This is a genomic window from Mycobacterium sp. UM_Kg27, from assembly GCF_000972905.1.
Lineage (GTDB): Bacteria > Actinomycetota > Actinomycetes > Mycobacteriales > Mycobacteriaceae > Mycobacterium.
The window spans coordinates 1-21,716 of sequence record NZ_JRMM01000072.1 but is presented as its reverse complement, the minus strand read 5'-3'; the positions used below and the strand labels follow the sequence as shown (position 1 = coordinate 21,716).

The 21,716-nt window shown below is 67.6% G+C and carries 23 protein-coding genes; 18 read left to right on the top strand and 5 right to left on the bottom strand.

Going from position 1 to position 21,716, the window contains the following annotated elements; translation table 11 throughout:
• The coding region (locus LI94_RS12750; RefSeq protein WP_046301410.1) for a carboxyltransferase domain-containing protein at positions 1-611 on the top strand (611 nt) is incomplete at its 5' end.
• On the opposite strand, the gene LI94_RS12745 is transcribed toward LI94_RS12750, so the two are convergent.
• Together LI94_RS12745 and purU are read right to left on the bottom strand one after the other, a co-directional pair.
• Complete coding sequence (locus LI94_RS12745; protein ID WP_024443256.1) at positions 608-1,162, bottom strand: DUF4334 domain-containing protein; 555 nt, start codon at positions 1,160-1,162, stop codon at positions 608-610. The genes LI94_RS12750 and LI94_RS12745 overlap by 4 nt on opposite strands.
• Before the next feature lie 38 nt (positions 1,163-1,200).
• On the bottom strand, positions 1,201-2,142 hold the full coding sequence (gene purU, locus LI94_RS12740) for a formyltetrahydrofolate deformylase (protein WP_024443255.1): 942 nt from the start codon (positions 2,140-2,142) through the stop codon (positions 1,201-1,203).
• 143 nt (positions 2,143-2,285) lie between these two features.
• On the opposite strand from purU, the gene sepIVA reads away from it, so the two are divergent.
• Genes sepIVA through mutM form a run of 4 tightly spaced genes read left to right on the top strand, consistent with a single transcriptional unit; the run spans position 2,286 to position 5,229 of the window.
• Positions 2,286-3,023: a cell division protein SepIVA gene (gene sepIVA / locus LI94_RS12735; protein ID WP_024443254.1), complete on the top strand. Its 738-nt coding sequence runs from the start codon at positions 2,286-2,288 to the stop codon at positions 3,021-3,023.
• A 39-nt stretch (positions 3,024-3,062) separates the two neighbouring features.
• Entirely contained in the window at positions 3,063-3,671 is a 609-nt protein-coding gene (locus LI94_RS12730) for a DUF177 domain-containing protein (RefSeq protein ID WP_024443253.1), read from the top strand.
• A complete protein-coding gene (rnc, locus tag LI94_RS12725) occupies positions 3,668-4,381 on the top strand; it encodes a ribonuclease III (protein ID WP_024443252.1) in 714 nt (237 codons plus the stop codon). The genes LI94_RS12730 and rnc overlap by 4 nt, the downstream gene beginning before the upstream one ends.
• A gap of 2 nt (positions 4,382-4,383) precedes the next feature.
• On the top strand, positions 4,384-5,229 hold the full coding sequence (mutM, locus tag LI94_RS12720) for a bifunctional DNA-formamidopyrimidine glycosylase/DNA-(apurinic or apyrimidinic site) lyase (protein WP_024443251.1): 846 nt from the start codon (positions 4,384-4,386) through the stop codon (positions 5,227-5,229).
• A gap of 19 nt (positions 5,230-5,248) precedes the next feature.
• Here the strand turns inward: mutM and LI94_RS12715 are convergent, their stop codons facing one another.
• Positions 5,249-6,022: a PIG-L family deacetylase gene (locus LI94_RS12715; RefSeq protein ID WP_046301408.1), complete on the bottom strand. Its 774-nt coding sequence runs from the start codon at positions 6,020-6,022 to the stop codon at positions 5,249-5,251.
• A gap of 33 nt (positions 6,023-6,055) precedes the next feature.
• Positions 6,056-6,685: a DJ-1/PfpI family protein gene (locus tag LI94_RS12710; protein ID WP_024443249.1), complete on the bottom strand. Its 630-nt coding sequence runs from the start codon at positions 6,683-6,685 to the stop codon at positions 6,056-6,058.
• Between the two features lie 188 nt (positions 6,686-6,873).
• Here LI94_RS12710 and LI94_RS12705 point away from each other — a divergent pair, with 188 nt between their 5' ends.
• The 8 genes from LI94_RS12705 to LI94_RS12670 all read left to right on the top strand — a co-directional run bounded on the left by LI94_RS12705 (position 6,874) and on the right by LI94_RS12670 (position 15,220).
• Positions 6,874-7,290, top strand: coding sequence for an OsmC family protein (locus LI94_RS12705; protein WP_024443248.1), 417 nt, complete (start codon positions 6,874-6,876; stop codon positions 7,288-7,290).
• Positions 7,277-7,558, top strand: coding sequence for an acylphosphatase (locus LI94_RS12700; RefSeq protein ID WP_024443247.1), 282 nt, complete (start codon positions 7,277-7,279; stop codon positions 7,556-7,558). The genes LI94_RS12705 and LI94_RS12700 overlap by 14 nt, the downstream gene beginning before the upstream one ends.
• Before the next feature lie 19 nt (positions 7,559-7,577).
• Positions 7,578-11,168: a chromosome segregation protein SMC gene (gene smc / locus LI94_RS12695; RefSeq protein ID WP_046301407.1), complete on the top strand. Its 3,591-nt coding sequence runs from the start codon at positions 7,578-7,580 to the stop codon at positions 11,166-11,168.
• Between the two features lie 42 nt (positions 11,169-11,210).
• Positions 11,211-12,476, top strand: a complete 1,266-nt coding sequence (gene ftsY / locus LI94_RS12690) for a signal recognition particle-docking protein FtsY (RefSeq protein ID WP_046301406.1) — start codon at positions 11,211-11,213, stop codon at positions 12,474-12,476.
• Positions 12,477-12,539: 63 nt separating this feature from the next.
• Positions 12,540-13,511 (top strand): glycoside hydrolase family 6 protein, encoded by a 972-nt coding sequence (locus tag LI94_RS12685; protein WP_024443244.1) that lies wholly within the window; start codon positions 12,540-12,542, stop codon positions 13,509-13,511.
• Positions 13,512-13,661: 150 nt separating this feature from the next.
• A complete protein-coding gene (locus LI94_RS12680; RefSeq protein ID WP_024443243.1) occupies positions 13,662-14,033 on the top strand; it encodes an STAS/SEC14 domain-containing protein in 372 nt (123 codons plus the stop codon).
• A gap of 47 nt (positions 14,034-14,080) precedes the next feature.
• Positions 14,081-14,800 (top strand): CoA pyrophosphatase, encoded by a 720-nt coding sequence (locus LI94_RS12675; RefSeq protein WP_046301405.1) that lies wholly within the window; start codon positions 14,081-14,083, stop codon positions 14,798-14,800.
• Positions 14,801-14,836: 36 nt separating this feature from the next.
• Positions 14,837-15,220 carry a DUF4267 domain-containing protein gene (locus LI94_RS12670; RefSeq protein WP_024443241.1) on the top strand — a complete coding sequence of 128 codons (384 nt, stop codon included), beginning with the start codon at positions 14,837-14,839 and terminating at the stop codon, positions 15,218-15,220.
• Between the two features lie 100 nt (positions 15,221-15,320).
• On the opposite strand, the gene LI94_RS12665 is transcribed toward LI94_RS12670, so the two are convergent.
• Positions 15,321-16,097 (bottom strand): SDR family NAD(P)-dependent oxidoreductase, encoded by a 777-nt coding sequence (locus LI94_RS12665; RefSeq protein WP_024443240.1) that lies wholly within the window; start codon positions 16,095-16,097, stop codon positions 15,321-15,323.
• 202 nt (positions 16,098-16,299) lie between these two features.
• Here LI94_RS12665 and LI94_RS12660 point away from each other — a divergent pair, with 202 nt between their 5' ends.
• The 5 genes from LI94_RS12660 to LI94_RS12640 all read left to right on the top strand — a co-directional run.
• Positions 16,300-17,652: a PE-PPE domain-containing protein gene (locus LI94_RS12660; RefSeq protein ID WP_239651217.1), complete on the top strand. Its 1,353-nt coding sequence runs from the start codon at positions 16,300-16,302 to the stop codon at positions 17,650-17,652.
• 98 nt (positions 17,653-17,750) lie between these two features.
• Positions 17,751-19,220, top strand: a complete 1,470-nt coding sequence (locus tag LI94_RS23810) for a hypothetical protein (protein ID WP_024443238.1) — start codon at positions 17,751-17,753, stop codon at positions 19,218-19,220.
• Positions 19,221-19,437: 217 nt separating this feature from the next.
• Complete coding sequence (locus tag LI94_RS12650) at positions 19,438-20,916, top strand: ammonium transporter (protein WP_024443237.1); 1,479 nt, start codon at positions 19,438-19,440, stop codon at positions 20,914-20,916.
• On the top strand, positions 20,822-21,160 hold the full coding sequence (locus LI94_RS12645; protein WP_024443236.1) for a P-II family nitrogen regulator: 339 nt from the start codon (positions 20,822-20,824) through the stop codon (positions 21,158-21,160). Before LI94_RS12650 ends, LI94_RS12645 begins: the two co-directional genes overlap by 95 nt.
• 70 nt (positions 21,161-21,230) lie before the next feature.
• Positions 21,231-21,716, top strand: a 486-nt coding sequence (locus LI94_RS12640; protein ID WP_239651216.1) for a DUF294 nucleotidyltransferase-like domain-containing protein, incomplete at its 3' end; no start/stop codon positions are given.

The window sequence follows — 21,716 nt, the reverse complement described above, 5'->3', positions numbered from 1 at the left end:
TGTATAAGAGACAGCCGTGGTGCCCGTCCAACATCGAGTTCATCCGGCGTATCAACGGTCTCGATGACCTCGCGCAGGTGCACGACATCGTGTTCGACGCGCAGTATCTGGTGCTGGGTCTGGGCGACATCTACCTCGGAGCGCCGGTGGCTACCCCGCTGGATCCCAGACACCGGCTGGTGACCACCAAGTACAACCCCGCCCGCACCTGGACCCCGGAGAACGCCGTCGGGATCGGCGGCGCCTACCTGTGTATCTACGGTATCGAGGGGCCCGGCGGTTACCAGTTCGTCGGACGCACCACCCAGGTGTGGAACCACCGGCACGCCACGGCAGGGCTGTTCGATCCCGAAACCCCTTGGCTGCTGCGCTACTTCGACCGCATCAGCTTCTACCCGGTGCGGGCCGAGGAGCTGCTGGAGTTGCGCGCCGACATGGCGGCCGGGCGTGGCCGGGTAGAGATCGCCGACGGTGAGTTCGCACTGGCGGACTACCGCCGATTTCTGGCCGACAACACCGAGAGCATCGCCGGATTCCGCGACCAACAGGTCGCCGCGTTCAACGCGGAGCGCAATGCGTGGCACGACGCCGGCGAAATCGCCCGTGCTTAGACCAATTTGAGCGAGTCGTCGCGGCGCAACACGAAGAAGTAGGGCCGCGGCGAGCCCCGCAGGTCCATCGCGCCGATCACCGCGTCATCAGAGAGCCGGCGGAATACATCGTTGACCGGTGCTTGGTCGTAGAGCATCGTGGCGCTGTCGACTCCGCGGAACCGGGTGGTGCGGAGCCGAGCCCGGGGCGAACGGGTCCGCAGCAGCGGCTGCAACGCGTTGATCTGACCGAGGAATGAGCGGTTCTTCAGGGCCGGCAGCTTCGTGGCGAGTCCCAGAACGCTGAACGCCAGCACCGGGTTGAACGCCCACAGTGCGGCCCCGTCGCGGGTGGGGAACAACAGCGGATGGACCGTCTCGGCATCGATGAACTGCTTGCCCCACCAACCGGTGGCCGCCAGCAGCCCATCCAGCGGGTGGCCGGTCGTCAGCTCGGACCCATGCCAGGTGCCGACCATGAAATCGGGGTCGACGGCCTCGGCGGCGTCGAAGATCTCGCAGGCCTCGGCAGTGGACGTCGGTACGTGCGAAAACAAGTCCTGGACAGCCATGCCCAACACCGTACTTGACAGATGTCAACTGCGAAATCTCAGAGCACCACCGTCTCGTTGCCCACCCGGATCACCCGGTCCTGGCAGTGCCATTGCACCGCACGCGACAACACCGCCCGCTCCACGTCGGCACCCAACCGCACCAGATCGGTGACGCTGTGGGTGTGGTCCACCCGCACGACGTCCTGTTCGATGATCGGACCCTCGTCGAGCACCTCGGTGACGTAGTGCGCGGTGGCGCCGATCAGTTTCACGCCGCGCTCCCGAGCTCGCTGATAGGGCGCAGCGCCGATGAACGCCGGCAGGAACGAATGGTGGATGTTGATCAGCGGACAGCCCACCGCCTCAATGAAGTCGCCGGTGATGATCTGCATGTAGCGGGCCAGCACCACCAGGTCCACGTTGCCGCAGAGCAACTGCAGCTGACGCTGTTCGGCCTCGGCACGGATGTCGCGGGTCGCGGGGACATGGAAGAACGGCACCCCGAACGGGCGTACCTGCTCTGCGAGCTCCGGGTGGTTGGAGATCACCATCGCCACGTTCATCTCCAGCTCGCCGCGGCGGTTGCGCCACAACAGATCCAGCAGGCAATGGTCGGTCTTGGATGCCATGATCGCCACCCGCTTGGGCTTGGCGGCCTCGGTGAACCGGTAGTCCATCGAGAACCGTTGGGCCACCGTGGCGCCGAACCGCTCCTGGAGCCCGTCCAGGGCCGCCGGCAGGCCGGGCAGGTGAAAGATCGCCCGCTGCACAAAGGTCCCGTCTTCGGGAGCGGTCGAGTGCTGATCGAGCGAGATGATGTTCGCGCCGGCGTCGGCCAGGAAGGCGCTGACCGCGGCGATGATCCCGTGGCTGTCTCGGCAGTTCAGCAGCAGTCGGCCGATATCGGTGGTCGCCTGGGCGCCGGACTGTTGCGGATAGCGCTGCTGAGCCTGCCCTGGCGTCGCGGTGCCCCCGTGGCCCCCAGAACCGTTCGTCATGGCCGCCCTTCGTCGATCTCCGACTTCAACGGGTCAGGCTACCGGGGGAGTGGACGAGAATCCGACACACCGGGCGACTAACACAGTCACACGCGTAACACAGGGCACACTAGTAACAACAACTATGCCTGGAGGGTGCTGCCGTGTACCGAGTGTTCGAAGCCCTTGATGAACTGGGCTCCATCGTCGAAGAGGCCCGTGGCGTGCCGATGACGGCAGGCTGCGTGGTACCCCGCGGTGACGTCCTGGAACTGATCGACGACATCCGCGACGCCATCCCCGGAGAACTGGACGACGCTCAAGACGTCCTTGACGCCCGCGACTCGGTCCTCAACGAGGCCAAGGAGCACGCGGAATCGATGGTCAGCTCGGCTACGGCCGAAGCCGACTCGCTGGTCAGCCATGCGCGCGCGGAAGCCGACCGGTTGCTGGCCGACGCCAAGGGGCAGGCTGACCGGATGGTGGCCGAGGCCCGCGGACACAGCGAGCGGATGCTCGGCGAAGCCCGCGAGGAAGCGGCCCGGCTCAGCGCAACCGCCAAGCGCGAGTTCGAGACCGCCACCAGCCGCGCCCAGGCGGAATGCGATCGGCTGGTCGAGAACGGCAACGCCGCCTACGAGAAGGCCGTGCAGGAAGGCATCAAGGAACAGCAGCGGCTGGTTTCGCAGAACGAGGTGGTGACCTCGGCCCGTGCCGAATCCACCCGGCTGATCGATTCGGCGCACGCCGAGGCCGACCGGATGCGCGGCGAATGCGACATCTACGTCGACGCCAAGCTGGCCGAATTCGAGGACTTCCTCAACGGCACGCTGCGTTCGATCAACCGTGGTCGTCACCAACTGCGTACCGCCGCGGGCACTCACGACTACGCGACTCGCTGACCCGAGAACGCCAAGTAACGCGCTGCGTAGAATCGCGGCATGGCGAGGCACCCTGGCGCAGGTATGAAGGCAGCACGGCGGCAGCTGCCTGCGCCGTTCGTGGTCGATGTCTCCCGGTTGGGACGGCGCCCCGGTGCATTGATGCCGCTGCAGGAGCAGCGGATCAGCCCCACCCGCATCGGGCTGGATCTGGTGGCGATTCCTGCGGATGGCGCAGTCGATCTGGATCTGCGGGTGGAGTCGGTCTCGGAGGGGGTTCTGGTCAGTGGCGTGGTCTCAGCGCGCACCACGGGCGAGTGCGCGCGGTGCCTGCAGCCGCTGACCGGCGATGTCGAGGTCGAGTTGACTGAGTTGTACGCCTACCCCGACAGCACCACCGACGCCACCACCGACGACGACGAAATGGGCCGGGTCGTCGATGACGCGGTGGACCTCGAACAGGCCATCGTCGACGCGGTCGGCCTGGCTCTGCCGCTGTCCCCGCTCTGCGTCCCGGACTGTCCGGGACTGTGCCCCGACTGCGGGGTGGTGCTGTCCAGCGCCGAGCCCGGCCATCACCACGACAAGATCGATCCGCGCTGGGCGAAACTGGCCGGAATGCTGGAACCGCAGGACGGCGGCGGGCCGAGCGATGACGGTGAGCGGTGAGCCGTCCCCGGCAAGCGGTGCTGGATGCACTCGGCGTCGACCTCGCCGACGACCTGCTCACGCTGGCCGTCACGCACCGCAGTTACGCCTACGAGCACGGTGGCCTGCCCACCAATGAGCGCTTGGAGTTCCTGGGCGATGCGGTGCTCGGACTGATCATCACCGACGAGCTGTTCCACCGCCATCCCGACCGGCCCGAAGGAGATCTGGCCAAGCTGCGCTCCAGCGTGGTCAACACCTCTGCTCTGGCCGATGTGGCGCGCCGCCTGACCGAGGACGGGCTAGGGGCTCATCTGCTGCTCGGCCGGGGCGAGGAGAACACAGGCGGCGCCGACAAATCCAGCATCCTGGCCGACGGCATGGAGTCTTTGCTGGGGGCGGTGTACCTCCAGCACGGAATCGACACCGCCCGCGAGGTGATCCTGCGCCTGTTCGGTCCGCTGCTCGATACCGCGGCCACCCTGGGTGCCGGTCTGGATTGGAAGACCAGCCTGCAGGAACTGACCGCCGCGCGCGGCCTGGGCGTACCGTCCTATCAGGTCACCTCCACCGGACCCGATCACGACCGCGAGTTCACCGCGGCCGCTGTCATATCGGACACCGCGTACGGCACCGGCGTCGGGCGCACCAAGAAGGAAGCCGAGCAGAAGGCCGCGGCCGCGGCCTGGCAGGCCTTGGACGGTGCGGTCAACGACCCACAGCAGGCCTGAGAATGCCCGAACTTCCCGAGGTCGAGGTGGTTCGGCGTGGCCTGAACGCGCACCTGGTCGGGCGCACGATCACCGGGGTGCGGGTGCACCATCCACGGGCGGTGCGCCGCCACGAGGCCGGTCCCGCCGATCTGACCGGCCGGCTGCTGGGCGCCCGGATCACCGGCACCGACCGGCGGGGCAAATACCTGTGGCTGCTGCTGAGCGGTGCGGCGGCCGACGAGGCCCTGGTGGTGCACCTGGGTATGAGCGGTCAGATGCTGCTGGGGGAGCTGCCCGACACCAGGCACCTGCGGATCGCCGCCGTGCTCGACGACGGGACGAAAGTCAGCTTCGTCGACCAGCGCACCTTCGGCGGGTGGCAGCTCACCGATCTGGTCGCGGTGGACGGCAGTGTGTTGCCGGTACCGGTCGCCCACCTCGCCCGCGACCCGCTGGACCCGCGCTTTGATGCCGAATCGGTGGTTGAAGTGCTGCGGCGCAAGCACTCCGAGATCAAACGCCAACTTCTCGACCAGACCGTGGTGTCGGGAATCGGCAACATCTACGCCGACGAAGCACTGTGGCGAGCTGGGATTCGCGGCACCCGAACGGCCGACCGACTGTCCCGGCCGCGGCTGCGGGCACTGCTGGCTGCCGCGGCAGAGGTGATGAACGACGCGCTCGCCGCCGGCGGCACCTCGTTCGACTCGCTGTACGTCAACGTCAACGGTGAATCCGGCTACTTCAGCCGGTCACTGGACGCCTACGGCCGTGAAGACGAGCCGTGCCGGCGTTGCGGGACTCCGATTCGCCGGGCGAAGTTCATGAATCGATCGTCGTACTTCTGCCCGAACTGCCAACGCTGACACGGGAAGTCGATCGGGGTCACTCGAAGATGTCACGATAGACCCGGCCCGGAGGCAGATTCGGATCGACGAACCACTCGCGACCGAATGCGACGCCGGCCACTTGCGGGGGAAGGCGCATCAGCACCGCGAACAGACGTGCCGCGGCCGCGCTCGCGCCGATCTGAGAGCGATGCGCGGCGAAGGCATCCCGCTTCTGCCGGGCGAACCGAAACACATTGATGCGGTGCGTGATGCTGGATGCCGGTGCGTAGGCGGTGCGTACCACCTCACGTCCGTAAGGCGCCGGCAGATGCAGTAGGCGAGCGCCATGCTCGACCCGGGTCAGCATCTCGCGGGGCATCGTCGCCTCGAGCACACGCGGCGTCGCGGCGATCTGCGCAGCCCGCTTACCGACATGATGGACGCGCACGTGATCACGGTGGCCGTAGCCGCCATTGGACTGATAGCTCAGGAGCAGATCAGCGCCTTCGTCACGCAGGATGGCCGCCAGTCGCTGCGCCGCCTCCTCGATGTCGGCGCGGGCGAACCTGACTCGCCCCGGCGGATCGGGATAGAACTCCGCGCCGAACCCACTGTCGGCGTAGCCCAGACATTCGACTCGGTGTGCGCCGAGGGTCGTTGCGCTCGCGTGCAATTCGGCCAGCCGATCGTCGTCGCCGTCATTGACGCGGCCATCGGTCGCCACCACCACCACGACGCGATGCCCCCCGGCCGCCGCCCGCGCCAGAGTTCCCCCGGTCAGAATCGCCTCGTCGTCGGGATGGGCGTGGAATGCGACCACTGTCGCCATAAATATCGAGTATGCCCGCGGTGGCCCGCTGGGTCAGCGCCGCAGCTGCGCGACGCGCCGTCGAACGTCCTCGCCGGCCTTGATCAGTGAACCGCAGTCGAACGGCGGTTGGGGGTCGTACTCGATCAGGAGCTGAATGGCGCAGGCCGTTTCGGCGTCGGCCAGCAACTCGGCCAGCCGCAGCGCCATGTCGATGCCGCTGGAGACCCCTGCCGAAGTGACCAGCCGCTGCGGCAGATGCTCGACCACCCGTTGCTCCACGTAGCGGGCGCCCAGGTGTTCCAGCAGTTCGACGGCGCTCCAATGGGTGGTCGCGGTCAGCCCGTCCAACAGCCCGGCGGCGGCCAGCAGCAGGGAGCCGGTGCACACCGAGGCGGTGAACCTGGTGTGGGTGTGCGTCGTGCGCACCCAGTAGAGCAACTCCGTGTCGTCGAGCAAGACCCGCGTCCCGACACCGCCGGGGACGACCACGACCTCCGGTGCGGTCAGCTCGTCGAATCGGGCATCGCAGACGATTCCGAGCATCCCGTTATCGCTGCGGACCTCGCCGCGGCGGTGCCCGACGAAAATCACCTCGACGTCCGGGAGCCGTTGCAGCACCTCGTATGGCCCGATGGCGTCCAGAGCGGTGAATCGCGGGAAGAGCGGGATCGCTACCTGCACGGATGTCCCCTCGGCTGTTCGGCGAATGGTGTTGCGGGGAAAGCCCGACAATAACGTGAAGCGGCGCAAAAGAATTCGTTTCGACGGGATACGCAGCGCTTCTTGCAGATGCGGAATGAGAAACTTAGCGGGTCACCGCCGTCGGCCTAGCGCAGGTTCGGCGCCGTCACGGCTGCAAAGATGTCCCCATGACGGATTTATGGGTGGAGCGCACCGGGACCCGCCGCTATACCGGACGCAGTTCGCGGGGCGCGCAGGTGCTGATCGGCAGTGAGGACGTCGCCGGCGTCTTCACCCCCGGGGAGTTGCTCAAGATCGCGTTGGCGGCATGCAGCGGAATGTCCAGTGACGCCCCGCTGGCCCGCCGGCTCGGCGACGACTACCAGGCCACCATCGAAGTCTCCGGCCCCGCCGATCGGGAGCAGGAGCGCTATCCGCTGCTGGAAGAAGTCCTGAAGCTGGACCTCTCGGGTCTGGACGATGCGGAGCGGGATCGGCTGCTGACCGTCGTGTACCGGGCGATCGATCAGGTCTGCACGGTGGGCCGCACACTGAGATCCGGTACTGAGGTGCGCCTTGCGATCGACTCCGGTGACCGGTCCTGACGTCCGCCTGTCCGCCTGGGTGCACGGCCACGTCCAGGGCGTCGGCTTTCGGTGGTGGACGCGTTCGCGGGCACTGGAGCTGGGCCTGACGGGCTACGCCGCCAACCGGCCCGGCGGCCGCGTACACGTCGTCGCTCAGGGCCCCCGCGCGGACTGCCAGCGTCTGCTGGAGCTGCTGCAGGGTGGCACCACGCCGGGCCGGGTGGACACCGTCGTCGTCGACTGGACGGACGTCGGGGACCCGATCGACGGATTCGCCGAACGCTAGACCGGTAGTCTCACACCCCGTGCACCTCAAGAGTCTGACGCTGAAGGGCTTCAAGTCCTTCGCCGCGCCGACGACTCTGCGCTTCGAACCGGGCATCACCGCGGTGGTCGGACCCAACGGTTCGGGCAAGTCCAACGTGGTCGACGCGCTGGCCTGGGTGATGGGGGAACACAGCGCCAAGACCCTGCGCGGCGGCAAGATGGAAGACGTCATCTTCGCCGGTACCTCCTCGCGCGCCCCGCTCGGTCGCGCCGAGGTCACCGTCACCATCGACAACTCCGACAACGCGCTACCGATCGAGTACGCCGAGGTCTCGATCACCCGGCGGATGTTCCGCGACGGCGCCAGCGAGTACGAGATCAACGGTGCCAGCTGCCGGCTGATGGACGTCCAGGAACTGCTCAGCGACTCCGGCATCGGCCGTGAGATGCACGTCATCGTGGGTCAGGGCCGGCTGGCGCAGATCCTGGAGTCTCGCCCCGAGGACCGCCGGGCCTTCATCGAAGAGGCCGCCGGGGTGCTCAAGCACCGCAAGCGCAAAGAAAAGGCGGTCCGCAAGCTGGACGCGATGGCGGCCAACCTGGCCCGCCTGACCGACCTGACCACGGAGTTGCGCCGCCAGCTCAAACCGCTGGGCCGCCAAGCCGAGGTCGCCCGGCGTGCGGCCACCATCCAAGCCGACCTGCGCGACGCCAAGCTGCGGCTGACCGCAGACGACCTGGTGTCGCGGCAGGCCGAGTTCGCCGGAACCACCGACGCCGAGGCCACGCTGCGCCGCGAGCACGACCAGATCACCGAGCGTCTGGCGGTGGCTGCCGACGAACTGACCGCCCACGAGTCCGCGGTCGCCAGCTTGACCCAGCGCGCCGAGGGTGCCCAGCAGACCTGGTTCTCGCTGTCCGCGCTGGCCGAGCGGGTCAGCGCCACCGTGCGTATCGCCACCGAACGCGCACACCATCTCGACGACGAGCCGATCACCACCGCCGGCGTCGACCCCGACGCGTTGGAGGCCGAGGCCGAGCAGGTGGCCGCGGCCGAGCAGCAGCTGCTGGCCGAACTGGCCGAGGCAGGCATCCGGCTGGAGGCGGCCCGCGCCGAGTTGGCCGAACGGGAGCGCCGCAGCACCGAGGCGGAGAAGGCGCATCTGGCTGCCGTTCGTGCCGAAGCCGACCGGCGTGAGGGCCTGGCCCGGTTGACCGGTCAGGTGGAGACGATTCGGGCTCGCGTCGAGTCGATCGACACTCACGTCGGGCAACTGTCGACGCGTATCGAGGAGGCCGCCGGGCGGGCTCAGGCCGCCCAGGCGGAGTTCGAGACGGTTCAGGGCCGGGTCTCCGAGCTCGATCAGGGCGAAGTCGGTTTGGACGAGCACCACGAGCGGACCGTGGCCACCTTGCAGCTGGCAGATGAGCGGGTCGCCGAACTGCAGGCCGCCGAACGCGCCGCCGAGCGCCAGGTCGCTTCGCTGCACGCTCGTATCGAGGCGTTGTCGATGGGGCTGGAACGCCGGGACGGCGCCGCCTGGCTCACGGCGAACCACACTGGCCCCGGGCTGTTCGGGTCGATCGCGAAGCTGGTCAAGGTCCGCGCCGGGTACGAGGCGGCACTGGCCGCGGTGCTCGGATCTGCCGCCGATGCGCTGGCCGCGGAGGACGCCGGCGCGGCCCGCTCGGCGCTGCACGCGCTCAAGACCGCTGACGGCGGGCGGGCGGCGATCGTGCTGGGGGACTGGCCACTGCCGGCCACCGGACAGCGCGCAGAACTGCCGGACGGAGCGCTGTGGGCAGTGGAGCTGATCGAGGCCCCCGAGAAGTTGCGCGGTGCGCTGACGGCCATGCTGTCGGCGGTGGTGGTGGTCGACGACCTGCCCAAGGCGCTGGAGCTGGTGGCCGCACGCCCCGGGGTGCGCGCGGTGACGCTAGACGGTGATCTGGTCGGTGCGGGCTGGGTCAGCGGTGGATCGGATCGCAAGCCGTCCACCCTGGAGATCAACAGCGAGATCGACAAGGCCCGCGCTGAACTGGCCGCCGCCGAGACACAGGTTGGCGAACTCGGCGCGGCTCTCGCCGGAGCGCTGGCCGAGCAGTCCGCGCGCCGGGACGCCGCCGAGCAGGCACTGGCCGCCCTCAACGAGTCCGACGCCGCTATCGCTGCCACCCACGAGCAGCTGGGCCGGCTGGGGCAAGAGGCGCGCGCCGCCGAGACCGAGTGGCGCCGCCGGCTGCGTGAGCGTGACGAGCTCGAGGCCGGCCGGGCGCAGACCGTCACCGAGCTGAGCGAGCTGGAAACCCGGCTGCGTAACGCCGAAGAAGATCAGCCGACGGCCGCCGTCGAGCCGGTGGATCGCCAGCAGATCGCGGCCGCAGCGGAGGCGGCGCGCAGCGTCGAGGTGGAGGCCAGGCTGGCGGTGCGTACCGCCGAGGAACGCGCCAATGCGGTACGCGGCAAGGCGGATTCGCTGCGTCGGGCGGCTGCGGCTGAACGCGAGGCGCGGGTCCGCGCCGAGCAGGCCCGCGCCGCGCGCGCACGCGCGGCGACGACGGCCGCAGCGGTGGCCGATGCCGGCAGTGCGCTGGCCCAGCGCCTGCAGCATGTGGTGATCGCGGCAGCGCGGATCCGTGACGGGCTGGCCAGTGAACGTCAGCAGCGGGCCGCCGCGATGGTCGCCGTCCGTGACGAGGTGAACTCCCTGAGCACCCGGCTGACCGCACTCACCGAGGCACTGCACCGCGACGAAGTCGCCAAGGCGCAGGCCGCGTTGCGCATCGAACAACTCGAGCAGACCGTGCTCGAGCAGTTCGGCATGAGTTCGGCAGATCTGATCGCCGAGTATGGACCGGATGTCGCGCTGCCACCGACCGAACTGGAGATGGCCGAGTACGAGCAGGCCCGGGACCGCGGCGAACTGGTGATGGCTCCCGCCCCGATGCCCTTCGACCGCGCCACCCAGGAGCGCCGGGCCAAACGCGCCGAACGCGAACTGGCCGAACTGGGCCGGGTCAACCCCCTGGCGCTTGAGGAGTTCGCGGCGCTCGAGGAGCGCTACAACTTCTTGTCCACCCAGCTCGAGGACGTCAAGGCGGCCCGCAAGGACCTCCTCGATGTGGTCTCCGACGTTGACGCGCGCATCCTGCAGGTCTTCACCGACGCCTACGCCGACGTGGAGCGCGAGTTCACCGAGGTGTTCGCGGCGCTGTTCCCCGGAGGCGAAGGCCGCCTGCTGCTGACCGACCCCAGCGACATGCTGACCACCGGGGTTGACGTCGAGGCCCGTCCGCCCGGCAAGAAGGTCAAGCGACTGTCGCTGCTGTCCGGCGGGGAGAAGTCCCTGACGGCCATCGCCATGCTGGTGGCGATCTTCCGGGCCCGCCCGTCGCCGTTCTACATCATGGACGAGGTCGAGGCCGCGCTCGACGACACCAACCTGCGCCGGCTGCTGGCGCTGTTCGAGATGCTGCGGGCCCGCTCCCAGCTCATCGTGATCACCCACCAGAAGCCGACGATGGAAGTCGCCGACGCGCTGTACGGGGTGACCATGCAAGGTGACGGGATCACCGCGGTGATCTCCCAACGCATCCGGGGCGAAGAGCTCGTTTCCAGCCCGGGCTAGCCTGTCCGCCTCGGCCCGCCAAGACCCTGAAACAATGGCGCGGTGTCTGAAGGTCTCTGGATCGCCCTAGCGGTCGCTGCCGCGCTCGTCGTCATCGCCGCACTGGTCTTCGGCTTGGTGCGCCACCGCCGGCGGCGTATCAGCCTGTCCGCGCCGCAACGCGAGAGTCTGGACCGTTCCGGCGGCTACACCGCCTCCTCGGGTATCACCTTCAGTCGCACGGACACAGCGGAGCCGCCAGCCCCCATCATCGGCGACGATGCGACTGTTCCTCGTGATGCGCCCCGGCGCACCATCACCGACATAGAACTGCCCGAAGCGCCGCCCGAAGTCCCTTCCGCCGAGCCCCAGGCACCGCCGGCGCCAGCGGCCGTCGAGCCGGACATCGAGCCGGTTGAAGGCCGGATGGAGCGGCTGCGCGGGCGGTTGGCCAAGTCGCAGAACGCATTGGGCCGCGGCATGCTCGGGCTGCTGGGCGGCGGAGACCTCGACGATGACTCCTGGCAGGACGTCGAGGACACCCTGCTGGTGGCCGACCTGGGCCCGGTGGTCACCGAATCGGTGGTGAATCAATTGCGCGGACGCCTGGCCGGCGGCCAGGTGCGCACCGAGGCCGAGGCGCGCGCGGTGCTGCGCGACGTGCTCATAAGCGAGCTGCAGCCCGGTCTGCAGCGTTCCATTCGGGCCCTGCCGCACGACGATCACCCGTCGGTGTTGTTGGTGGTCGGGGTTAACGGCACCGGCAAGACGACCACCGTCGGCAAACTGGCCCGCGTACTGGTGGCCGATGGCCGCCGAGTGGTGCTGGGGGCGGCCGACACGTTCCGGGCCGCCGCCGCCGACCAGCTGCAGACCTGGGCGGCGCGGGTGGGCGCTGAGGTGGTGCGCGGCGCCGAAGGCGCGGACCCGGCCTCGGTGGCGTTCGACGCTGTCGACAAGGGCATCGCCGACGGCGTCGATGTGGTGGTGATCGACACCGCGGGACGGCTGCACACCAAGACCGGTCTGATGGATGAGCTCGGCAAGGTCAAGCGGGTGGTGGAGCGCCGCGCCGCCGTCGACGAGGTGCTGCTGGTCCTGGACGCCACCATCGGGCAGAACGGCCTGGCCCAGGCCCGGGTGTTCGCCGACGTCGTCGATATCACCGGGGTGGTGCTGACCAAGCTGGATGGAACCGCCAAAGGGGGGATCGTGTTCCGGGTGCAGCAGGAGCTGGGGGTACCGGTCAAGCTGGTGGGGCTGGGGGAGGGGCCCGATGATCTGGCCCCCTTCGAGCCGGGCGCGTTCGTCGACGCGCTGCTCGGTTGAGCGCTCCGGCCTTGATCGTGACCGTCTTGTGACCTCGGCTCGGCCATAAGGTAATTTTTGCCTGTGATCCCCTCAGCGTTTGGCGCGGTCGCGCGCTGTCTCACCCCCCTCCTTGCCGTTGCGGCCCTGGCCGGCGCGGGCGTCGCCCAGGCCGACGGTGACAACCCGCTGGGCGGCATGCCCTTCTATGTCGACCCCATCTCCAAGGCGATGCATGCCTCCAACGCACAGCCGGACAGCGCCGAGCTGGCGCGGGTGGCCAACACCCCTCAGGCGTACTGGCTGGACCAGGCGTTCGGGGTGGGATCTGTCGGCTCCACGGTGGCCCGGCACACCGGCGCGGCCGCCGCGGCCGGTGCAATGCCGGTGCTGGTGCTCTACGCCATCCCGCACCGTGACTGCGGCAGCTACGCCGCGGGCGGATTCTCCTCCGGCTCGTCCTACCGGGCCTGGATCGACAGCGTCGCCGACGGGATCGGCGGCAACCCGGCCGCGATCGTCCTCGAGCCCGACGCGCTCGCAATGGCCGACTGCCTCTCCGGTGATGCACGTCAGGAGCGCTTCGACCTGATCAGCTACGCCGTCGACACGCTGGGCCGCAACCCGGCCACGGCCGTCTACGTCGATGCCGGGCACTCGCGATGGGTGAGCGCCGGAGAGATGGCCAACCGGCTCAACCAGGCCGGTGTGGGGCGTGCGCGCGGTTTCGCCCTGAACTCCACGAACTACTTCACCACCGAAGAGGAAATCGGCTACGGCGAAGAGATCTCGGGGATGACCGGCGGCGCGCACTACGTCATCGACACCTCCCGTAACGGTGCCGGCCCGGCCGAAGGCGATCCCTTCTACTGGTGCAACCCCAGTGGACGGGCGCTGGGCACGCCGCCGACCGCCAACACCGCCGGGCAGCACGCCGACGCCTACCTGTGGGTCAAGCGGGTCGGGGAGTCCGACGGCAGCTGCGGCTCCGGCGAACCCGCCGCGGGACATTTCGTCAGCGAGTACGCCATCAACCTGGCGCGCAACGCGGGCTGACCGGGCAGAACTAGCGTCCGGTCGCGAAGTAGTAGTACTTCGATGGCCTTCTCGACCCGGCTTCGCGAACAGCAGTCCCACGGCAACGACTTCGAATAGTCGGTCGAGGCCGGACTACAGTGGCGGCATCGGCTAGAGGGGAGTCTTCCCATGATCGAGCTGCTGCCGGACATGCCGCAGGGAGTGACCGGAATTCGTGTTTCGGGGCGCCTGCGCGGCGACGAACTGCGTGAGATCAAGCCCTCGCTGCACGACCTGCTGCGCGACGGCGGCGATGTCAGGATCGTGGAGGTCATCGACTCCGACTACGAGGGATTCGGGCCCGGCGGGCTGCTCGAGGACATCAAGCTCGGTCTCGGCGCCGTACTGCCGCATCACTCGGCGTTCAAACGCATCGCGATCGTCTCCGACAAGGAGTGGGTTGCCCACGTCCTGCATGCGCTGGAGTGGATGATCCCCGGCGAGCTCAAGGTGTTCGGTCTCGATGACGTCGAACGTGCCAAGGAATGGGCCGCCGGCTGAGCGGCGGGTGACCGTCGACGGCAACGCCCCGGTCGTATGGTCAAGCGGTGACGATCAGCTATGACGAGACGCTGCGCGAACGGATCCGGACGCATCTGGGCGGGCACGCCCGCCGGACCGTGACCGACCCGTCGAAGCGGCACGCGGCGGTCGCGGTGGTGATCGTGGACTCCGAAGTCGGCGAAGACCGGGCCGACCCCGCGCCGGTGGACGACTGGATCGCCGGTCGGCCCATGCCCGAGGCTGGTCTTGACGGTCGCATGGTCGACGTATCCGGGGGTGCTGCATTCCTCTTGTGTCGCAGAGCCTCTCGACTCACCTCGCATGCCGCGCAGTGGGCGCTGCCCGGTGGCCGCCTGGATCCCGGTGAAACCGCGGTCGACGCGGCACTGCGCGAGCTGGACGAGGAGGTCGGCATCAGGCTGCCCGACTCCGCCGTGCTGGGTCTGCTCGACGACTATCCGACCCGCTCGGGATACGTCATCAGCCCGGTGGTGATCTGGGGCGGGGGGCGGCTCGATCTCCGTCCCGCGCCGGCCGAGGTGGTGGCGGTCTACCGCGTAGGGCTACATCAGCTGCAGCGCGATGACTCGCCGCGATTCGTCAGCATTCCCCAGAGTCCCCGTCCGGTCGTGCAGATCCCGCTGGGCAATGACCTCATCCACGCGCCGACCGGGGCGGTGCTGTTACAACTGCGATGGTTGTGCCTGGAAGGCCGAGGCGACCGGGTCGACGAGTTGGAGCAACCGGTATTCGCCTGGAAATAGGTTCCGGCGCAGGCGCCGGGCCCTAGGCTGCGCTGCATGATCAAAGACCGTGCGGCAGTGGTCGCGGGCAGTATCCGGCTGGCGTCGGGTATCTCGTTTCTGGTCGATCCGCTGCGGGCGAACCGGCTGTGGGGAGAGCCGGATGATCCGGGGCCGTCCGCGCGCCTACTGCTTCGGTCGATGGGCTACCGCGATGCTCTGATCGGGGGGCTGTTGCTGTACGCGGCGGCGTGTGGCCGGGACACCCGCGGCTGGTTTCTGGCGTCCGGTGGTGCTGACGCGGCCGACCTGCTGGGCGGGATGAGCGTGCACGCCGACCTCAAGCGCGGCCAGCAGATCATCGGCCTCGGTGGAGCGATCGTCGGCATCGGCGTCGGGCTCTGGGGTGCCACGCGCCGACCCGCTACGGCACACCCCTAGATGGTGCCGGGCGTCCGCTTTGGTGCTGAGATTGCGCCCAGGGCTGTACATTCCGCGGTATCCGCGACCCTGGACGCAATCTCAACCTCGGGGACGAAAACTACTTCGGTGGCATCCGAATGCCGCCGTCCACGCGGACGACCTCGGCGTTCATGTAGGAGTTGGTGAGCAGTTCCACCACCATCGACGCCAGCTCCTCGGGCTTGCCGAGCCGGTGCGGGAACAGTACGGACTCACCGAGCTTGGCCTTGAAGGCCTCCGAGGCCTCGCCCTCGCCGTAAATCGGGGTGTCGATGAGACCGGGGGCCACGGTGTTGACACGGATGCCCGCCGCTGACAGGTCCCGGGCGACCGGCAGGGTCAGGCCCACGACGCCGCCCTTCGACGACGAGTAAGCGGCCTGGCCGATCTGGCCGTCAAAAGCCGCAACACTGGTCATGTTGACGATTGCGCCCCGCTCGCCGGTGTCGGTGAACTCGTTGCGGCTCATCGCGGTGGCCGCGATCCGGATGCAGTCGAAGGTGCCGACCAGGTTGATGGCGAGAACCTTCTTGTAGGCGTCGAGGTTGTGCGCCGACTCGAACTCGCCGTCCTTGCCGATGGTGCGCTGAGCCCAGCCGATACCGGCCGAGTTCACCAGCGCCCGCAGGGGACCCAGGTCGGTCGCGGTGTTGACCGCGTCGATGATCTGCTCGGTGCTGGTCACGTCGACGGACACGAACACGCCGCCGATCTCGTGGGCCAGCGCCTCGCCCTTGTCCGCCTGCAGGTCGGCGACGACGACCCGTGCGCCCCTGTCGGCCAACTGGCGGGCAGTGGCCGCGCCGATTCCTGATGCGCCACCGGTGACGATCGCGCTTGCTCCATTAATATCCACGAATGACACCCTACTTGGACGGTGTTCCGCGCTACGATTCGGGAAGCCGAAAGGCCGATTTTTTATCATGCCCCAATAAGCACAGTTATGTCAATCTGGCTGGCTTTCTACCGAACTACTGACTAAAACTGTTGCGGGTGATCTAATTTCGGGTGGGGTTCCGCGTTCCGCGGTGCGTTGAAGGGCATTTCAAGGGGTTTCCATGGCTGGTGTCGTCGCGATGACCGGTCCGCAGGGGGGGCGTTCGCTCCGCCGTGGTCGCGTAGTTCTCGCTGTCGTAAGCGCTCTCGCCGTCTTCGCCGGCATGGCAGGGCTTGTCACGGCGTCGCCGTTGTCCGCCCGGTCGTCGGCCGCTGTGTCACAGGACGTAACGCTGACCGCGGGTGACATCGGGTTCGTCATGGGCGGCAGCGGGATTCCGCTGCCGTCGGATGGCTACGTCAACGCTGCCAACCTGCTGTACCTGCAGTCGCATGGCTTTACCGGAACCGCGGAATCGCTCTTCACCCCCCAGCTGTACTTTCCGGGCAACATCTCGATGGTCCAGGGCGCCCAGATCCTCGCTGAGGCAATCAACAAGGAGATCGCCACCGGGCAGGTGAACGCCGACAACCCGGTGTATGTGTTCGGCTACTCGCAGAGTTCGGCAATGTCGTCGATGACGATGGAACAGCTTCGCCAAGAGGGCGTAGCGCCCGAGGATGTTCATTTCGTGCTCGTGGGGAATTCCGCGAACCCGAACGGCGGTCTGCTCCAGCTGCTGAACTTCTGGGGCGGGGACCTTACCTTCTGGAACGGGATGACTCTTGGGCATCCGACCCCGGACTACTTCACCACCGATGTCTATACGATGGAATATGACGGTTACGCCGACTTTCCCCGTTACCCGCTGAACCTGATATCGTCACTCAATGCCGTCGTCGGCATGTTCTCTACACATATCGGCTATTTCGGAGTCGGTGCCGACGATATCGCCAACGCAATTCAGTTGGAGACCACCGGGGACAGTCTCACCAATTACTATGTGATCCCCGCTGATTCGCTGCCGTTGCTAGATCTGCTACGGGTGAATCCCGTCTGGGGGAACCCCCTGGCAGACCTGTTGGAACCGAGCTTGCGCATCCTGGTGAATTTGGGCTACGGCAGCTTGACCGAAGGCTGGAACCAGGGGCCGGCCAACGAGCTCACGTCGTTCAGTTTCGACCTGTTGCCGAGCAACATCAGCTGGGCCGAGGTCAACGCCGCTCTGAGTGGTGCCTGGTCGGAAGGTGTCCAGGCGGCATTTCGTGCCCTGCAGGACCCGGCGAATTACGTCTGGGGCTCGTTTATGGAGCAGGAACCGTTCTCGACGCTGTGGAACGCGGCCCAGCGCGTGTTTCTTGATATCCAGAACCCCACCCCGCTGTTCGGCGGCCTTTTCGGCGGTTCGGCGATGGCGACCGACGCCGGGGACCCGCCGGATTTCCTGAGCTCCCTCGGGTCCCTTTTTGACGGGAATCCTGATTTGTCCTGGATCGGCGATTTCTTCGGCCTCGACACGACTATCCCCGCCTAATTTCAGCTTCGGCCCGTTGGTTCGGGTTAGCCGTAGAAAGGTCAATCTCAATGAATCGTCGTCTACGCCGCAGTGCGGGTCGCAGCGCAACTGGTCGGATGAGTCGCGCGACAGGCGGTATCGCGGCGGCCTTGACGCTCGCCCTGGCGCCCATGGCGACACCTCCGTCGGCGCAGGCGGATTTCGACTTCTTCGACCCGGGAACCTGGTTCGACACGGCCGATGTCAACCCGGTCGGCGTCGATCTCGCAGACATCGGCATTGCCAGCTTCGACCCGGGGGGCGCCGACTTCGACCCGTTCGTACCCGCTGACTGGGCTCAGCTCTATCAGGACAGCTTCTATCTCCCGGTCCACGACGCCCTTGAGGGCTTCCTGCACAACGCCGGAAACCAGCTCCTGATCGACCTGATCAACACACCGTTCGTGCTCACGTTCGGCCGGTATCTGATCGGTGACGGCATTGACGGCTTCAACGGTGCCAACATTTCGTTGTTCGGGTGGCTCGGTCTGGGAAACCTTGGCGACGGCGGGTTCCTATTCGGTGACGGCGGCGACGGTGCGGCCGGCGTCGCCGGGGTCAACGGCGGCGTGGGCGGTGACGGCGGCGACGCCGGTTTGTTCGGCAACGGTGGTGCGGGCGGTCAGGGCGCCGCGGCCTACGTCGGTCCGGGCGGCGTGGTCATCGAGGCCGGTGCGGGTGGCCAAGGCGGTACCGGCGGAATGTGGTTCGGCGACGGTGGTGTCGGCGGACGTGGCGGTACCGGCTTCCATGACACCTTCGACGGCACGTCGTTGGTGACGCACGCCGGGGGTACCGGTGGGGCGGGGGGTGACGCCCTGGCCGGTTGGGGATTCGGCGGAACCGGTGGCCGCGGCGGCGCCGGCTGGGCCGGTGTCAACGGCCCCGATGTGACCGCTTTGAACGGCGGCGCCGGCGGTAACGGCGGCGTGGGCGGTAATGCCGGGTGGCTCTTGGGCTTCAGCGGTAACGGCGGCGCCGGTGGGGTCGGCGGAGTGGGGGCGGCCGGCGGCGTCGGCACCGCCAGCCAGCCCAACGGTGGTAACGGCGGTGACGGCGGTGACGGCGGCCGTGGTGGTGCTGCGGGCGCTGGCGTCGGCTGGCTCGGCGCGGTCGGCCAGGCCGGCGACGACGGTGACGGCGGCGCCGGTGGCGCGGGTGGCGCAGGTCTGACCAACCCGTTCGGCACCGGCGGTCACGGTGGCAACGGCGGCGCGGGAGGGGCCGGCGGGTTCGGTACGACCGGTGGGAACGGCGGTGCCGGGGGAGTCGGTGGTGCCGGCGGCAGCGGACGGGTCGGCGCCAATGGCGGTGACGGTGGAAACGGCGGTGCCGCGGCCGATCAGACCGGTAGTTCTGGTGGCCGCGGCGGTAACGGTGGTGCTGGCGGCAACGGTTCGCTCGGTGCCGGCGGCGACGGCGGCGACGGCGGCAACGGGGGTTCCGCCGGAAGTACCCCCGGCGGACTGGGCAAGCCCGGCGAGCCCAACGTCGACGGCACCGGTGGCGCCGGAGGCGTCGGCGGTGCGCCCGGCGTACGTCCCTAACACGGCCGCATAACCCGTCAGCGAACCCGGGTCCCGCGCCGATTTCCGCGCGCGAGGGCCCAGTCGGGCCTTTTCCTGCCGTCTTCCCGGCTCACCGCTGTGAGCAGGTGGTCACACATCTGCAACGGAGCGGCGCTAGAGCCGAAACAACTGTTGCGCATGGTTATGACCAGCCGGGTTCATCTGGCAACCGGCCGCGGCAGAGGAGGTTTGGTGCATGGATCAATTCCCGACGATGGGCGTACCCGACACCGGTGACACTGCCTGGATGCTGATCAGCGCCGCCCTGGTGCTGTTGATGACGCCAGGTCTGGCGTTCTTCTACGGCGGCATGGTCCGGGTCAAGAGTGTCTTGAACATGATCATGATGAGCATCAGCGCCATGGGTGTGGTGACCGTGCTCTGGGTGCTCTACGGTTTCTCACTCGCGTTCGGCGATGATGTCGGCAACGTGGCGGGAAACCCCACTGACTATTGGGGATTGAAGGGCCTCATCGGGGTCAACGCGGTCGCGGCCGATCCGGCGAGTGGTACGCCTGCGATCGAGATTCCGCTGGTCGGCACGGTGCCGGCGACCGTTTTCGTGGGATTCCAGATGATGTTCGCGATCATCACGGTCGCGTTGATCTCCGGAGCGGTCGCCGACCGGATGAAGTTCGGCAGTTGGTTGTTGTTCTCGGCCCTGTGGGTAAGCGTCGTGTATTTCCCGGTCGCCCACTGGGTCTTCGCATTCGATGACGGCACCGCCCCGCACGGCGGTTGGATCGCCAACAAACTTCATGCGATCGACTTTGCGGGCGGCACCGCGGTCCACATCAACGCGGGCATGGCTGCCCTGGTGCTGGCACTCATACTCGGCAAACGCCAAGGATGGCCCGCCCTTCCGATGCGGCCGCACAATCTGCCGTTGGTGATGCTTGGCGCCGGCCTGTTGTGGTTCGGGTGGTACGGATTCAACGCCGGATCGGCGGTGAGCGCCAACGGTGTTGCCGGCTCGACCTTCATCACCACGACCGTCGCGACAGCCGCTGCGATGCTGGGATGGTTGCTCGCCGAACGGATCCGCGACGGTCACGCCACTTCGCTGGGGGCAGCGTCGGGAATCGTGGCCGGTCTGGTGGCGATCACGCCGGCGTGTGCGTCGGTAGATGTTGTCGGCGCGCTGGTTGTGGGTGGGGTTGCCGGTGTCGCCTGCGCATTGGCGGTGGGCCTGAAATACCGCTTCGGATTTGATGATTCGCTGGATGTTGTGGGAGTGCACCTGGTCGGCGGTCTCGTCGGAACCCTGCTGGTGGGCCTGGTCGCGGCGCCCACCACAGCTGCTATCGACGGTGCGTCAGATGTGTCTCCCGGCCTGTTCTACGGCGGCGGTTTCGATCAGCTGTGGCGCCAGCTCATCGGTGCGTCCAGCGTCGCGTTGTACTCGGCTGTCGGAACGGCGATCTTGGCCTTGATCCTCAAATACACCATCGGGCTGCGGCTGGATGCCGAGGATGAGGCCTCGGGCATCGATGAGGCCGAGCACCTCCAAAGCGGCTACGACCTCGTGAGTACCCCCGGCAGTGCTGTTCTTGCTTACTCGGCTGAAGACAGGAGAGAACATGAAGTTGATCACCGCGATCGTGAAGCCGTTTACGTTGGAGGACATCAAGACTGGCTTGGAAGAGGCCGGAGTCTTGGGGATGACGGTCAGTGATGTCCAGGGATACGGGAGGCAGAAAGGCCACACCGAGGTCTATCGGGGTGCCGAGTACTCGATCGATTTCGTTCCCAAGGTGCGGATCGAGGTATTGGTCGATGACTTCACCGTGGACAAGATCGTCGAGATCATCGTGCGGGCGGCGCGTACCGGCAAGATCGGCGACGGCAAGGTCTGGGTCAGCGCGGTGGAGTCCGTGGTCCGGGTGCGCACGGGCGAACGCGGCGCCGACGCGGTATGAGTCTGTAGCGCGATCCGAGCCGATGTAGACGGTCATGAGCCGCAGGGGGGCGAGTTGCCCGGCAGCTGACTTGGCGGCTGTTCGAGCCACATTGCGGTGTGCGACATCCGCGCAATGGGACTCGGTCGCGCTGCGCACGGTGTGGCGTGAGGCGCACGAGTCCTGGCTGGTTACCAAGGCGACTGAGATCGGTGTTGTGCCCGGCAGCGGTTTTGCGCTAGTGGCTACCGGCTCGCTTGGCCGGCGTGAGTTGCTTCCGCACTCCGATCTGGACCTGCTGCTGGTGCACGACGACATGCCTGCCGATGTCGTGGGGCGAACGGCGGAACTGCTCTGGTATCCGTTGTGGGACGCCAATGTTCGCCTCGATCACAGCGTTCGCACGATTCCGCAGGCGCTGCGGGTCGCCACCTCCGATATCCTCGCCGCACTGGCGATGCTGGACGCCCGCCATATCGCCGGCGATGAGCGGTTGTCGGCAGGCCTGATCGCCAGCGTCCGCCAGCAATGGCGCCACGGCATCAGCACCCGTTACGGCTGTCTCTTATACACATCT

Bases quoted from the DNA above. Each gene is read 5' to 3' on its own strand.
- LI94_RS12715 (WP_046301408.1), bottom strand. From the start codon at position 6,022: ATGGCGACAGTGGTCGCATTCCACGCCCATCCCGACGACGAGGCGATT.
- LI94_RS12680 (WP_024443243.1), top strand. From the start codon at position 13,662: ATGATCGAGCTGCTGCCGGACATGCCGCAGGGAGTGACCGGAATTCGT.
- LI94_RS12650 (WP_024443237.1), top strand. From the start codon at position 19,438: ATGGATCAATTCCCGACGATGGGCGTACCCGACACCGGTGACACTGCC.
- LI94_RS23810 (WP_024443238.1), top strand. From the start codon at position 17,751: ATGAGTCGCGCGACAGGCGGTATCGCGGCGGCCTTGACGCTCGCCCTG.
- LI94_RS12730 (WP_024443253.1), top strand. From the start codon at position 3,063: ATGGCGAGGCACCCTGGCGCAGGTATGAAGGCAGCACGGCGGCAGCTG.
- mutM (WP_024443251.1), top strand. From the start codon at position 4,384: ATGCCCGAACTTCCCGAGGTCGAGGTGGTTCGGCGTGGCCTGAACGCG.
- LI94_RS12670 (WP_024443241.1), top strand. From the start codon at position 14,837: ATGATCAAAGACCGTGCGGCAGTGGTCGCGGGCAGTATCCGGCTGGCG.
- LI94_RS12705 (WP_024443248.1), top strand. From the start codon at position 6,874: ATGACGGATTTATGGGTGGAGCGCACCGGGACCCGCCGCTATACCGGA.
- LI94_RS12745 (WP_024443256.1), bottom strand. From the start codon at position 1,162: ATGGCTGTCCAGGACTTGTTTTCGCACGTACCGACGTCCACTGCCGAG.
- LI94_RS12645 (WP_024443236.1), top strand. From the start codon at position 20,822: ATGAAGTTGATCACCGCGATCGTGAAGCCGTTTACGTTGGAGGACATC.
- purU (WP_024443255.1), bottom strand. From the start codon at position 2,142: ATGACGAACGGTTCTGGGGGCCACGGGGGCACCGCGACGCCAGGGCAG.
- LI94_RS12660 (WP_239651217.1), top strand. From the start codon at position 16,300: ATGGCTGGTGTCGTCGCGATGACCGGTCCGCAGGGGGGGCGTTCGCTC.